Annotated in this window: 13 protein-coding genes; 8 read left to right on the forward strand and 5 right to left on the reverse strand. The window is 63.1% G+C overall.

The features are described 5' to 3' along the window. Positions 1–7: 7 nt before the first annotated feature. Positions 8–838 (reverse strand): IclR family transcriptional regulator, encoded by an 831-nt coding sequence (locus K1567_RS05020; RefSeq protein WP_034096961.1) that lies wholly within the window; start codon positions 836–838, stop codon positions 8–10. A gap of 243 nt (positions 839–1,081) precedes the next feature. Here K1567_RS05020 and K1567_RS05025 point away from each other — a divergent pair, with 243 nt between their 5' ends. Genes K1567_RS05025 through K1567_RS05055 form a run of 7 tightly spaced genes read left to right on the forward strand, consistent with a single transcriptional unit; the run spans position 1,082 to position 7,518 of the window. Beyond that, a complete protein-coding gene (locus K1567_RS05025) occupies positions 1,082–2,110 on the forward strand; it encodes an ABC transporter ATP-binding protein (protein WP_034096960.1) in 1,029 nt (342 codons plus the stop codon). Further along, positions 2,107–2,952, forward strand: coding sequence for an ABC transporter permease (locus tag K1567_RS05030; protein WP_034096959.1), 846 nt, complete (start codon positions 2,107–2,109; stop codon positions 2,950–2,952). The genes K1567_RS05025 and K1567_RS05030 overlap by 4 nt, the downstream gene beginning before the upstream one ends. Positions 2,953–2,956: 4 nt before the next feature. Further along, positions 2,957–3,751 carry an ABC transporter permease gene (locus K1567_RS05035; RefSeq protein WP_034137844.1) on the forward strand — a complete coding sequence of 265 codons (795 nt, stop codon included), beginning with the start codon at positions 2,957–2,959 and terminating at the stop codon, positions 3,749–3,751. Continuing rightward, complete coding sequence (locus K1567_RS05040; RefSeq protein ID WP_040268003.1) at positions 3,751–4,041, forward strand: (2Fe-2S)-binding protein; 291 nt, start codon at positions 3,751–3,753, stop codon at positions 4,039–4,041. The genes K1567_RS05035 and K1567_RS05040 overlap by 1 nt, the downstream gene beginning before the upstream one ends. Then, positions 4,038–5,381: an NAD(P)/FAD-dependent oxidoreductase gene (locus tag K1567_RS05045; protein WP_220698209.1), complete on the forward strand. Its 1,344-nt coding sequence runs from the start codon at positions 4,038–4,040 to the stop codon at positions 5,379–5,381. Before K1567_RS05040 ends, K1567_RS05045 begins: the two co-directional genes overlap by 4 nt. After that, on the forward strand, positions 5,378–6,475 hold the full coding sequence (locus K1567_RS05050) for an FAD-binding oxidoreductase (protein WP_220698210.1): 1,098 nt from the start codon (positions 5,378–5,380) through the stop codon (positions 6,473–6,475). The genes K1567_RS05045 and K1567_RS05050 overlap by 4 nt, the downstream gene beginning before the upstream one ends. Before the next feature lie 11 nt (positions 6,476–6,486). Beyond that, entirely contained in the window at positions 6,487–7,518 is a 1,032-nt protein-coding gene (locus tag K1567_RS05055) for an ABC transporter substrate-binding protein (protein WP_034096954.1), read from the forward strand. A 1,037-nt stretch (positions 7,519–8,555) separates the two neighbouring features. Here the strand turns inward: K1567_RS05055 and nadE are convergent. From nadE to K1567_RS05070, 3 genes are read right to left on the reverse strand one after another with little or no spacing between them, the layout of a single operon-like run. Further along, positions 8,556–9,371: an ammonia-dependent NAD(+) synthetase gene (nadE, locus tag K1567_RS05060; RefSeq protein ID WP_034113073.1), complete on the reverse strand. Its 816-nt coding sequence runs from the start codon at positions 9,369–9,371 to the stop codon at positions 8,556–8,558. A gap of 1 nt (position 9,372) precedes the next feature. Then, entirely contained in the window at positions 9,373–10,590 is a 1,218-nt protein-coding gene (pncB, locus tag K1567_RS05065) for a nicotinate phosphoribosyltransferase (RefSeq protein ID WP_047882908.1), read from the reverse strand. A gap of 11 nt (positions 10,591–10,601) precedes the next feature. Next, positions 10,602–11,249, reverse strand: a complete 648-nt coding sequence (locus tag K1567_RS05070; protein ID WP_034096951.1) for a nicotinamidase — start codon at positions 11,247–11,249, stop codon at positions 10,602–10,604. Between the two features lie 146 nt (positions 11,250–11,395). Between K1567_RS05070 and K1567_RS05075 the strand changes: the two genes are divergently transcribed. After that, positions 11,396–12,088, forward strand: coding sequence for an NUDIX hydrolase (locus K1567_RS05075; protein ID WP_034096950.1), 693 nt, complete (start codon positions 11,396–11,398; stop codon positions 12,086–12,088). An 18-nt stretch (positions 12,089–12,106) separates the two neighbouring features. On the opposite strand, the gene K1567_RS05080 is transcribed toward K1567_RS05075, so the two are convergent. After that, positions 12,107–12,880, reverse strand: coding sequence for an L-iditol 2-dehydrogenase (locus K1567_RS05080; protein ID WP_220698211.1), 774 nt, complete (start codon positions 12,878–12,880; stop codon positions 12,107–12,109). Between the last annotated feature and the right edge of the window lie 8 nt (positions 12,881–12,888).

The raw sequence follows: 12,888 nt of genomic DNA on the forward strand, positions 1-12,888 counted from the left end.
GCCAGGCTCAATCGCCAAACGTCTTCGACGGCCTGCGTAACGTCGGATCAAAGGGATTGATCCTCGGCCCGATGGCTGCGGCTTCGCGCTTGAGCAATTCCACCACCATCGGCAAGCGGCTCGGCCCCAAGCGATCACTGATGGTCGCCACACTCAACGCAGCCACCGCGTGCCCCTCGCGATTGAGGATCGGCACCGCCAGGCCCGCCATGCCTTCCAGCACCCCGGTGTTACGCGCCGCATAGCCCAGGGTGCGCACATTCTCCACTTCCGACCGCAGCAGCACTTCGTCGTAGAGGTGAAAGTCCTTGAGCCGGGGCAGGTTGTAGCGGATCACGGTTTCGCGTTCTTCCTCCGGCAAGTAGGCCAGGATGGCCAGGCTGCCCTGCCCCACACCCAGGGCCACGCGCCCACCGATGTCGCCGGTGAAGGTGCGGATCGGGTACGGACCTTCGCTGCGGTCCAGGCAAATCGCATCGAAGCCGCTGCGCGCCAGCAAAAACAGCGAATCGCCCAAGGAGGCGCTCAGGCGCAACAGACTCGGTCGCACCAGGTCGCGCAGGTTGCCGGTCTTGCCCGCATTGGCCGCCAGGGCGAAGAACTCCAGGCTCAGGCGATAGCGCTTGCTGCGCGCATCCTGCTCCACCATGCCCTCTTCCATCAGGCTGCGTAGCAGGCGGTGGGTGGTGGGTTGCGAAAGGCCGACCTGTTGCGCGAGCTGCGTTACCCGTTCGCCGCCTTCGCAGACTTCGCCCAATGCGCGCAACAACGCAAACACGCGCGACACAGCACCGGCGCCAACTTCCTTTAGATTTTCATTCCGCTCAGTGGAATCCATACCGCGTCTTCTCGCTATTAATTCTGGTGAATGAATAAAACTGAAAAAAGTAGTTCGTTCAGTGAAATTCCATCTTTCGCGCATCCTAGTCTTCGTCCTAATCTGCGTCCACAGGGGCGAAAACGAACAACACGCGGCAGCCGACTCAAGATCGAGCGCCAACGCACCCGCAATACGCTTTTCGCATCTGCCCAAAACAAAAAAAGCGCGTTTCGACGCGACTGAAAAAGGTGGAACGCAGACATGGCATTTCTCCAACTCAACGCCTTGAGCAAACGCTACGGCGCCGTCGACGCCGTGGTCGCCACCGACCTGGCCGTGGAAAAAGGCGAGTTCGTTTCCCTGCTCGGCCCTTCGGGCTGTGGCAAGACCACTACCCTGCAAATGATTGCCGGCTTCGTCGAGGTGACCAGCGGCCAGATCCTGCTGGATGGGCGCGACATCACCCACGCCAAGCCCGCCAGCCGTGGCCTGGGCGTGGTGTTCCAGAGCTACGCGCTGTTCCCGCACATGAGCGTGCGCGACAACGTCGCCTTCGGCCTGAAGATGCGCAAAGTGCCCGCCGCCGAGATCGCCAGCAAGGTCAAGACCGTGCTCGACCTGGTGCGCCTGGCTCCCCACGCCGAGCGTTACCCCCGTGAGCTGTCCGGCGGCCAGCGCCAACGCGTGGCCCTGGCGCGCGCCTTAGTGATTGAACCGCCGGTGCTGCTGCTGGATGAGCCGCTGTCCAACCTCGACGCCAACCTGCGCGAAGAGATGCAGTTCGAGATCCGCCGCATCCAGTGCGCGGTAGGCATCACCACGCTGATGGTCACCCACGACCAGGCCGAAGCGCTGTCCATCAGCGACCGCGTGGTGGTGATGGAGGCCGGCCGCGTGACCCAGATCGACGCGCCCTACACCCTCTACGAACACCCGCGCACACGCTTTATTTCTGACTTCGTAGGCAAGGCCAACCTGTTGCCCGGTGATTACGACGCCCTTGGCACGCCGCAAGTGCGGCAGGCAAGCGGCGACGGCGAACTGACCCTCAGCCTGCGCCCGGAGAAAATCCAACTGGTGAATGCCGGCAGCGGCCGCCTGCAAGGCCAGGTACTCGACCGCTTCTTCTTCGGCAGCCAATGGCTGTACCGCATCCACACTTCGCTGGGTGAAATCACCGTGGTGCGCGCCAACGATGGCAGCGCACCGCTGGGCAACGGCGCAGCGGTGGGCCTTGAGTGGCCGGCCGAGTTGCTGCGGGTGCTGGCTGCCGACGAGGTACGCCCATGAGTCGGGGCTATCTGCTGTCGCTGCCGGCGCTGCTGCTGTTTACCGGGCTGCTGATCCTGCCGTTGGGGCTGACCCTGGTGCTGTCGTTCAACGTGTTCGACTACCAAGTGGGGGTGAAGGCCCATGAGTGGACCCTCGCCCATTACCTGGCGCTGTTCAGCGATGCGTATTTCTACGAGATCTTCTGGCGCACTTTTTGGATCAGCGCGTTGGTCACCTTGCTGTGCGTGGTGATCGGCGTGCCGGAGGCCTACATCCTCAGCCGCATGGGCACACCGTGGCGCTCGATCTTTCTGATCCTGATCCTCACCCCGCTGCTGATATCGGTGGTGGTGCGCGCGTTCGGCTGGAGCCTGCTGTTGGGGGCCGATGGCCTGGTCAACCAATTGATCCAAGTGCTCGGCGGACGGCCGGTGAAGCTGTTGTACACGCCGTTCGCGGTGATCATCGCGCTGGTGCATGTGATGCTGCCGTTCATGATCATTCCGGTGTGGACCTCGCTGCAAAAGCTCGACCCGTCGGCCGAACAGGCGGCGCTGTCCCTCGGCGCCAGCCAGGCCACGGTGATGCGCAAGATCGTGTTACCCCAGGTGATGCCGGGGGTGCTGTCCGGCACCCTGATTGTGTTCGGCCTGGCCGCCAGCTCGTTCGCTATTCCCGGCCTGCTCGGCGGACGCCGCCTGAAAATGGTCGCCACCGTGGTGTACGACCAGTACCTCTCGGAACTCAACTGGCCCATGGGCGCGACCATCGCGGTGGTGCTGTTGCTGCTCAACCTGCTGATCATGCTGAGCTGGAACCGCCTGCTCGAAAGCCGTTACAAAAAGTCCCTGGGGGTTTAGACACATGTCCAGAAACGGTCCTTTGGCCCTCGGCTTCCATGGCTTGGTGGTGCTGTTCATGATGGCGCCGCTGGTGGTGGTATGCCTGGTGGCGTTTACCCCGGAGAACACCTTGAGTCTGCCGACCCAGGGGTTCTCCCTGCGCTGGTTCCGCGCGGTGTTCGAGCGTGCCGACTTTATCCAGGCGTTCTACAACAGCCTGATCCTGGCGTTCAGCGCCGCGACCCTGGCCACGCTGATCGCAGTGCCGGCGGCGTTGGCGATCAGTCGCTACTCGTTTCCGGGGCGCGACTTTTTCAGCGCCTTGTTCCTGTCGCCGATCATCATTCCGCACCTAGTGCTGGGGGTAGCGATGCTGCGCCTGTTCGCCCTGATGGGGGTGAACGGCAGCTTCACTTGGCTGATGCTCGCCCACGTCGTGATCATCACCCCGTACGTGCTGCGCCTGGTGCTGGCGGCGGCCATCGGCATCGACCGCAGCGCCGAGCAGGCCGCCGAATCCTTGGGGGCCGGCCGCTTTACGCTGTTTCGCCAGATCACCCTGCCGATGATCCTGCCCGGCGTGGCCGGCGGCTGGCTGCTGGCGTTTATCAACAGTTTCGATGAAGTGACTTTGTCGATTTTCGTCAGCTCGCCGGCGACCCAAACCCTGCCGGTGCGCATGTACGTGTACGCCACCGAATCCATCGATCCGATGATGGCGGCGGTGTCGGCGCTGGTGATCGCGCTGACGGCAGCGACCATGATTCTGCTGGACCGGGTCTACGGCCTGGACCGCGTACTGGTGGGGAAACATTGATGGGCTTGTTCAAACGCTTGGCCGACACCGCGCGCCCTGTGGTCGCGTTTACCCTCGACGGTCAGCCGGCCAGCGCCTTGCTCGGCGACACCCTGCTGACCGCCGTGCTGACCTGCAGCGAACACCTGCGCGGCAGCGACTTCAGCGCCGAACGCCGCGCCGGGTTTTGCCTGATGGGCGCCTGCCAGGATTGCTGGGTGCGGCTGGAGGACGGCCGGCGCGTGCGGGCCTGTTCGACCCTGCTGGAAGAAGGCCAGGCGATCCGCCGCGATCCGGGGCGTACAGCATGAAGCCTGTGGTGATTGTGGGCGCAGGCCCGGCGGGCATCAGCGCGGCGCGCACCCTGCTCGATTACGGCATCCGCGCCTGCCTGGTGGACGAAGGTCTGCGCGGCGGCGGGCAGATTTATCGGCGCCAACCCGAAGGCTTCCAGCGCACCGCCCAGCAGCTCTATGGCTTCGAAGCGGGCAAGGCCCAGGCCGTGCATCGCACCCTGGATGAGCTGGCCCCCTTGATCGACTATCGGCCACGCACCCTGGTGTGGAATGCCGAGGACCAGCGCCTGGACCTGCTCACGGATAACCGCGCCGACAGCGTCGAGTATTCGCGGCTGATCGTCGCCACCGGTGCCACCGACCGTATCCTGCCGGTGCCCGGTTGGACCTTGCCCGGTGTCTACAGCCTGGGCGCAGCGCAGATCGCCTTGAAGTATCAGGGCTGCGCCATCGGTGAGCAGGTGGCGCTGTGTGGCAGCGGGCCTTTGTTGTATTTGGTGGCGTACCAATACGCCAAGGCCGGCGCGACGGTGGTAGCGGTGCTCGACAGCGCCCCGTTCAGCGCCCAGTGCCGCGCGCTGCCGGCCCTGCTTGGGCAACCGGCGACGCTGGCCAAGGGCATGTACTACCGCGCCTGGCTGACGGCCCACGGGGTGCCCGTGCATCAGGGCGCGACGCTGGCGCAGATCGACGGTGTGCAACGGGTCAGCGGCATTCGTTGGGGCGCCCACACCCTCGCCTGCGACGCCGTCGCCTTCGCCCATGCCCTGCGCAGCGAAACCCAACTGGCCGATCTGCTCGGTTGTGCATTTGCCTGGAACCCTTTGAACCGCGCCTGGCTGCCCACCCGCGACAGCGCCGGACGCAGCAGCGTAAACGGCGTGTACCTGGCAGGTGACGGCGCCGCAATCATGGGCGCGGACGCTGCGCAAATGGCCGGCGAACGCGCGGCGCTGGCGCTACTGGAAGACGTCGGCATCGCCATTGATCGGCACAGGCCCGCCGTGCTGGAACAGCAATTGGCGCGCATCCAGCGCTTTCGCCTGGGCCTGGAGACCGCGTTTCCCTTTCCAGAAAAGTGGGCGGCACAAGCGCCGGACAATCTGACCGTGTGTCGCTGCGAAGAAGTCAGCGCCGGCGATATCCGCGCGGTGGTGGACGACGGTCACTGGGAAATCAACCGGGTCAAAGCCCACTGCCGCGTCGGCATGGGGCGCTGCCAGGGCCGGTTGTGTGGGTTGGCGGCAGCGGAGATTGTCGCTGAGCGCAGCGGCCGCAGCGTGGAGGACGTCGGTCGCCTACGTGGTCAAGCCCCGATCAAGCCGCTGCCGTTTGGCGTGCAGGCGCAGCCATGAGCGACGTGATCGTACTGGGGGGCGGTATTGTTGGCGCGTCGGCGGCGTTGATGCTCGCCCAAAAAGGCCAGCGCGTGACGCTGGTGGAGCGTGACTTTTGCGGCTCCCATTCCAGCGGCGTCAATTACGGCGGCGTGCGCCGCCAGGGTCGGCCCCTGCATCAATTGCCACTGTCGCAGCGCGCCCATCAGTTATGGGGCGAGTTACCGAGTTTGATCGGCATCGACGGCGAATACGTGCGCTGCGGGCATCTGAAATTAGCCCGCAGCGCCGCCGATTTCGCCGCGCTGCACGCCTACGCCGAGCGCACCCGCGAGTTTGATCTGGGCCTGCAACTGCTGGATCGCGCCGAACTGCGCGCGCGTTTTCCGTGGGTGGGCGACGTGGCGGTCGGCGCCTCGCTGTGCCCGGAAGACGGGCATGCCAACCCGCGCCTGGTGTCACCGGCCTTTGCCCGCGCGGCGCAGCGTCACGGTGCGGTCGTGCACGAACAGGCCGAAGTGGTACGCATCGAGCACGATGGCCGCGTGTTCCAAGTGCACTGTGCCAATGGCCTGCACTTGCACGCGCCATGGCTGTTGAACTGTGCCGGTGCCTGGGCCGGCAGCGTGGCCGCACAGTTCGGTGAACCGGTGCCGATCACCTCGGCGCACCCGGCGATGCTGGTGACCGAGCCGCTGCCGATAGTGATGGACGTGAGCACCGGCGTCGAAGGCGGCGGGATCTATGCGCGCCAGGTGGCGCGAGGCAATTGCATCCTGGGTGGCGGGCGTGGTTTTGCCCTCGGGCCGCGTCAGGCACGCCCTGGGCAAGCGGCAGTGCTGGAGATTCTGCGCAATGCCGCCGAGCTGTATCCGTTTCTCCAGGGCGCCCAGGCGATTCGCACCTGGAGCGGCACCGAAGGTTACTTGCCCGATCATGAACCGGTGATCGGTCCCAGCAGCACCACACCGGGTCTGCTCCACGGTTTCGGCTTTGCCGGCGCCGGGTTCCAGCTCGGCCCCGCCGTCGGTGAAGCCCTGGCAGAGATCGTCTGCTCAGGCGCCAGCCGTCAGCCCATCGAAGCGTTTTCCATCCGTCGATTCCAAGCCTGAGAGGAAAAACCATGAACCCACGTAATGCACTGTCCTGCTTGACCCTCGCCCTGTTCGCCGCCGGTGCCCATGCCGCGCCGACCCTGTATCTGGGCATGAACGGCGGCACCATGGAACGGGTGTATGCCGATAAAGTACTGCCCGCGTTCGAGAAGGCCAACAACGTCAAAGTGGTGATCGTACCCGGCACCTCGTCGGACATTCTCGCCAAGGTCCAGGCCAATAAAAACAACCCGCAGATGCACGTGATGTTCCTCGACGACGGCATCATGTACCGCGCCATTTCCATGGGCCTGTGCGACAAACTCACGCCCAGCCCGACCCTGGAGCAAATCCCGGCCAAGGCGAAAATCAAGGACCAAGCGGTGGCCGTGACCCTGGGCGTCACCGGCCTGGGCTACAACGCCAGGCTGTTCAAGGAAAAAGGCTGGGCCGCCCCGACGTCGTGGATGGACCTGGCCGACCCACGCTTCAAGGACAAAGTGGTGTTCCAGTCCCTGGCCTCCTCCACCTTCGGCCTGCACGGTTTCTTGATGTTCAACCGTTTGCAGGGCGGCGATGAGACCAACGTGGACCCCGGCTTCAAGGCCTGGCCGAAAACCGTCGGCCCCAACGTACTGGAATACATCGCCAGCTCGGCGAAAATCTCCGAGATGGTGCAGACCGACGAAGCCGCGATCTTCCCCCTCACCCCAACCCAGGTCGCTACCCAGAAACTGCTCGGCGTACCGATGGAATATGCGCAACCCAAGGAAGGCGCGGTCGTGCTCAACGTCGCCGAATGCGTAATCGCCCGCAACGACCAGCCGGAGCTGGCGCAGAAACTCGCGGCCTACCTGCTGAGCGCCGAAGCCCAGGCGCCGGCGCTGGAGGAAGGTGACCAAATCCCCTCGAACCCGACCACGCCGACCACCGACAAAACCCGCGCGCGGGTGGAGGCGATGCAGGGTTATTTGCAGACAGCGATTTCGATTGATTGGGACCAGGTGAACCAGGCGCGGCCGGAGTGGAATGCGCGGTGGAGTCGGTCGATTGAGCGGTAGAGCGCGGGGCAAGCCCGCTCACCACAGAGTTATTTCAGCCTTTGAAACGTGTGTAAAGATCTATGGCTATTGGGGCCAAATGCCCCGAGTTGCCGGGTGGTAGCCCAGAGGAATTTAACTCTGGGAGAGGGCTTGCTGTGGTGAGCGGGCTTGCCCCGCGCTGGGCTGCGAAGCAGCCCCAAACCCAGGCACCTCGGTGTGTCAGCTAAACCACATCGCCTGGAATGGGGCCGCTTCGCGGCCCAGCGCGGGGCAAGCCCGCTCACCACAGAGTTATTTCAGCCTTTGAAACGTGTGTAGAGATCTATGGCTATTGAGGCCAGATGCGCCGAGTTGCCGGGTGGTGGCCCAGAGGAATTTAACTCTGGGAGGGGCTCACCACAGAGTTATTTCAGCCTTAAAACTTGTGTAGATATCTATGGCTATCGGGGCCAAATGCACCGAGTTGCCGGGGGGTGGCCAGAGGAATCTAACTCTGGGAGGGGGCTTGCTGTGGTGAGCGGGCTTGCCCCGCGCTGGGTTGCGAAGCAGCCCCAAACCCAGGCACCTCGGTGTGTCAGCTAAACCACATCGCCTGGAATGGGGCCGCTTCGCGGCCCAGCGCGGGGCAAGCCCGCTCACCACAGAGTTATTTCAGCCTTAAAACTTGTGTAGCGATCTATGGCTATTGGGGCCAAATGCACCGAGTTGCCTGGGGGGTGGCCAGAGGAATCTAACTCTGGGAGGGGGATTGCTGTGGTGAGCGGGCTTGCCCCGCGCTGGGCTGCGAAGCAGCCCCAAACCCAGGCACCTCGGTGTGTCAGCTAAACCACATCGCCTGGAATGGGGCCGCTTCGCGGCCCAGCGCGGGGCAAGCCCGCTCACCACAGAGTTATTTCAGCCTTTGAAACGTGTGTAGAGATCTATGGCTATTGGGGCCAGATGCACCGGTTGCCGGGTGGTGGCCCAGAGGAGTTTAACTGTGGGAGCGGGCTCGCTCACCACCTGCGAGCCTGTTCACCATAAGCAAGCCCACTCGTCCCGGACAGGGTACGAGGTTAGAGGGGGACGATGGGCAGCGCGCGTTTGTGTGCGGTCTTGCGGTAGGCGCTTTCCACTATCGTGCGTACCTGCTCACTGACGGGTTCGCCCATCAGGTAGGCATCGATATCGTCATAGGTGCAGCCGTAAGCGACTTCGTCCAGTTTTCCCGGCGCCAGTTCTTCGAGGTCGGCGGTGGGGGCTTTTTTGACCAGGTTGGCCGGGGCGCCCAGTGCGGTGCCGAGCAGGCGTACCTGGGTCTTGGTCAGGCCGGACAGCGGCGCCAGGTCACAAGCGCCGTCGCCGAACTTGGTGAAGAAGCCCATCAGCGCTTCGGCGGCATGGTCAGTACCCACCACCAGGCCGTTGTGCAGGTTGGCCACGGCGTACTGCGCGATCATGCGGGCACGGGCCTTGACGTTGCCTTTGATGAAATCCACCTGCGCAGCGCTGGCTTCGCTGGCCGCCAGGCTGGCCATCAAGCCGTCGACACTGGCGGCGATATTCAGGGTGTCGATCTGGTCCGGCTTGATGAAGTCCAGGGAGGCCTGAGCATCGTGCTCATCGGCCTGGCTCTTGTAAGGCAGGCGCATGGCGATAAACCGCGCGGGATAACCATCGTCACGCAGTTGTTCGGCGGCCAGCTGACACAAGCGGCCTGCCACCAGCGAGTCGACGCCACCGCTGATGCCCAGCACCAGCGCTGTGCAGCCGGACTGGCGCAATGTGTGTGTGATGAAATCGATGCGACGTTGGATTTCCTGGGGCTCACCGCCCTTGACCAGCGCGCGGTTGATGTTCAGTTCCTGAGCGATGCGGTCCTGGGTTTGCATGTCACACCTCCACTTTGCCAACGTTGAAGACTTGCGCGGCGTACTGCAAAAACGAGGCGTCTTCGCAGACGTTTTTCACCGGGTCATCGGAAAACTTCACCACCGGTTCGCCGTGGACCCGCACCAGTTTCATCACAATGCTCAGCGGCTCCACGCCGTCCACATCGCAGGCCAGGCTGGTGCCCATGCCGAAACCGAAGCGGGCCTTGCCGCGAATGTGGCGCAGGATCGGCAGGCATTTTTCGAAGTTCAGCCCATCGGAAAACATAAGGTCTTTGGTCATGGGGTCGATGCCAAGTTCCTTGTATCTGGCCAGCACTTTATCGGCCCACACGATGGGATCACCGGAGTCCTGGCGCAGGCCGTCGTAGAGCTTGGCGAAGTACAGGTCGAAATCCTTGAGGAAAAAATCGGTGCTGATGCAGTCGGTCAAGGCAATGCCGAGGCGGCCGCGATATTCACGTACCCAATTTTCCAGCGCGGCGTTCTGACTTTCGCGCAGGCGCCCCAGTTGCTGGTGCACCATCAGCCATTGGTGGGCCATGGTGCCGATCAGCGGCAGGTCAAACTCGTAGGCCAGGTGGGCGTTGCTGGTGCCGACAAACTGGCCGGGGAAATCGCGGCGCATGATGTCTACCACTTCGCGTTGGGCCTTGAACGACAGGCGCCGACGGGTGGAAAAATCGGACACCCGCAGGTCGGCGAGTTCCTCGCGGCTGAGGTTTTTTTCCAGCCAGTCGAATTTCTGATAGAGCTTGCGGGTGACGTCTTCCAGAGTCACGTCGGGGTATTTATCGCGGTTGCGCAGTTCGCTGACCAGGGCCAGCACCGGTTGCTCGAACATGATGCAGTGCAGCATCGGGCCGATCACGCGGATGTTGAGCTGGCCGTCCGCTTCACTCACATGGATATAGCGTAGGTTGAAGCGGAACAGACCGAGGAAGCGCTCGTAGTCGGGTGTAAGGTATTCGCGAAAACGCGGGTTGAACAAAAAGCGCAGCTCGCCTTCGCGCATTTGCAGGCCAGCGAGTTTTTCCAGCTCGGCGCGCAGTTCGGGGATCAAGTGGCCGAGCTTTTCCTTGGAACGCACGATGAAGTTGTATTCGACATCCACGTTGGGGTGCTGGTGCAACACCGCTTGCATCATGGTGAAGGTGTAGTAGTCGGTGTCGAGCAAGCCCTGAATCACCGGGGATTCGTAGTCGTATGCACTTTCCATGGTGTCTCTCCTTAACGCGTGGCCATCGCGGCCAGTTCTTCGCGGGTGCGGCTGATAACGGCCCCCGCCTTGAGCAACTCATTGACGGCCTGCACACCGCCCTCCTCGCTGATCCCACGGCACGCCGGCAGGTGCAGGACCACTTCCAGGCCGGCCTTGAGCAGTTGCAAGGCGGTGGTCTTGACGCAGAAATCCAGGGCCAGGCCGCCGACGATCACACGGGCCACGCCGTGGGCTTTCAAATATTCGATGACACCAGTGGACAGCTTGTCGTGCAGGTCGTGGTAACAGGCGCCGTAGGGATGCAGGTCGGGTTCGACGCCTTTCCAGACGAAGTAATCGTAGTCATACGGGGTGGGCAGTTCGTCGAGCAAGGTAAAGCCTTCGGTGCCCGGCACGCAGTGGCTGACCCAGGTGAGGTCGGCGTGCTCCAGGCCGGTGGCTTGCATCATGTCGCTCTGCTGCTGGACCACCCACGGAGCGTTAGGGGTGTGCGCATCTTTGCTGCCGATACGATGGCCGACCAGGCTGGCCATGTAGTTCAGCTCGGCACCGATCTGATCACCGCCGGCCACGGGCAACTCGTTGGGGCACAGGGGCGTAAAGCTCTTCTGGGCATCGACGTCGAATGAAGCAATGGCAGTTTTGGAAAGGGTCATGGCGGTTCTCCTGTGGCCTGGAAACAAAAGTACACGTCATGTACTTTCATTGCAAGAAACATTTATCAATAAGTATCGGTGCAAGTACATGACATATTTTTTCGATCCGTTAGACTGTGCCCCACCGCTGTTTAGAAGGATGCCCCATGTCACTCAGCCCCTACCTCCACACCGTCGACCTGTGCGTGCTGTTTTATTGCCGCGAGTCGGGAGAGATCAAACTGCTGCTGAATCAGCGCGAAGCCGAACCGTTCGCCGAGCACTGGGCGCTTCCGGGGGTGGTGGTCAATGGCGACGTGCAAGATCTGAGCCTCAAAGATGCCGTGGAGCGATTGCGCGCCAGTGACAAGGTCGGCCTGGAACTGGCCTGGTGCGAACAGGTCGGCACGGTGGGCGATGCGTTTCGCGACCCGCGCTGCTGGTCGTCGTCGACGTATTACCTGGCAATCGTGGCGGGTGAGGTCAGCCTGGGTGAGCGTCAGGGCTGGTTTTCACTCAATGCCGTGGCGGACGGCAGGATCCGGCTGCCATTCGATCACAACCTGATCGTCGCAGCCGTGCTGGAGCGGTTGTTGTCCAAGTCGCTATACAGCAGCTTGCCGTTGATGTTCCTCGGGCACGAATTCAGCGCGCCGCAAGCGACGGCGATCTTTTCCGTGGTACTGGGCAGACCGGTGCTCAAGACCAGTATTCGTCAGCGTTTGTTGAAGCTGACCGAGGCGGGCTACCTGCGCGAGACTGGCCGTAAAAAGCCGGGCGAAGGCGGCAGGCCCCAGGCGACGCTGCAACAACTGAAGCCTGGGGCGGTGTACTTTTTTGATCGCAGTTTTGCCGAGTAGCCTGGCTGCCCGGCTGGCTCAGCTCATCCAGTTACCCCCGTCGACGTTGTAGGTCTGGGCCACCACGTAATCAGCGTCCTTGGTCGCCAGGAAGATCGCCATGCCGGTCAGATCCTCGGCAGTGCCCATGCGCCCGAACGGTACTTCGGCCCCCACGCGTTTTTTCTTCTCGCCCGGCGCCAGGCCCTCATGCCGGGCGAACAGCGCGTCGACGCCATCCCAGTGCTCGCCGTCCACCACGCCGGGGGCGATGGCGTTGACGTTGATGCCGTGTTGGATCAGGTTCAGCCCCGCCGATTGCGTCAGGCTGATCACCGCCGCCTTCGTCGCGCAGTACACCGCCACCAGCGGTTCGCCGCGCCGTCCAGCCTGGCTGGCCATGTTGATGATTTTGCCGCCGTGGCCCTGGCGGATCATCTGCCGCGCAGCCGCCTGCAGGGTGAACAGGGTGCCGGCGACGTTGATCGAGAACAGCCGTTCGAAGCTTTCGCGGGTGATGTCGACGATGGGCGCCAGGTCGAACAACGCTGCGTTGTTGATCAGAATATCCAGCTTGCCGGCGTGGGCCACCACGGCGCCAATGGCCGCATCGATGGAGGCTTGCTCGGTCACATCCATGCCCACCGCATACGCCTGGGGGCCCAGTTCGGCCGCGGTTTGCCGCGCCTGTTGCAGGTTGATGTCGGCGATAGCGACCGTCGCGCCTTCTGCGATATAGGCCTGGGCAAACGCGCGGCCAATGCCCCGCGCCGAGCCGGTGACCAGCGCGCTCTTACCGTCGAGTCGTTTCATGGTGATGT

It is taken from the genome of Pseudomonas sp. S5F11 (genome assembly GCF_019641515.1).
Lineage (GTDB): Bacteria > Pseudomonadota > Gammaproteobacteria > Pseudomonadales > Pseudomonadaceae > Aquipseudomonas > Aquipseudomonas rhodesiae.

Bases quoted from the DNA above. Each gene is read 5' to 3' on its own strand.
- K1567_RS05025 (WP_034096960.1), top strand. From the start codon at position 1,082: ATGGCATTTCTCCAACTCAACGCCTTGAGCAAACGCTACGGCGCCGTC.
- K1567_RS05080 (WP_220698211.1), bottom strand. From the start codon at position 12,880: ATGAAACGACTCGACGGTAAGAGCGCGCTGGTCACCGGCTCGGCGCGG.
- pncB (WP_047882908.1), bottom strand. From the start codon at position 10,590: ATGGAAAGTGCATACGACTACGAATCCCCGGTGATTCAGGGCTTGCTC.
- K1567_RS05020 (WP_034096961.1), bottom strand. From the start codon at position 838: ATGGATTCCACTGAGCGGAATGAAAATCTAAAGGAAGTTGGCGCCGGT.
- K1567_RS05050 (WP_220698210.1), top strand. From the start codon at position 5,378: ATGAGCGACGTGATCGTACTGGGGGGCGGTATTGTTGGCGCGTCGGCG.
- K1567_RS05055 (WP_034096954.1), top strand. From the start codon at position 6,487: ATGAACCCACGTAATGCACTGTCCTGCTTGACCCTCGCCCTGTTCGCC.
- K1567_RS05075 (WP_034096950.1), top strand. From the start codon at position 11,396: ATGTCACTCAGCCCCTACCTCCACACCGTCGACCTGTGCGTGCTGTTT.
- K1567_RS05035 (WP_034137844.1), top strand. From the start codon at position 2,957: ATGTCCAGAAACGGTCCTTTGGCCCTCGGCTTCCATGGCTTGGTGGTG.
- K1567_RS05070 (WP_034096951.1), bottom strand. From the start codon at position 11,249: ATGACCCTTTCCAAAACTGCCATTGCTTCATTCGACGTCGATGCCCAG.
- K1567_RS05040 (WP_040268003.1), top strand. From the start codon at position 3,751: ATGGGCTTGTTCAAACGCTTGGCCGACACCGCGCGCCCTGTGGTCGCG.
- nadE (WP_034113073.1), bottom strand. From the start codon at position 9,371: ATGCAAACCCAGGACCGCATCGCTCAGGAACTGAACATCAACCGCGCG.
- K1567_RS05045 (WP_220698209.1), top strand. From the start codon at position 4,038: ATGAAGCCTGTGGTGATTGTGGGCGCAGGCCCGGCGGGCATCAGCGCG.
- K1567_RS05030 (WP_034096959.1), top strand. From the start codon at position 2,107: ATGAGTCGGGGCTATCTGCTGTCGCTGCCGGCGCTGCTGCTGTTTACC.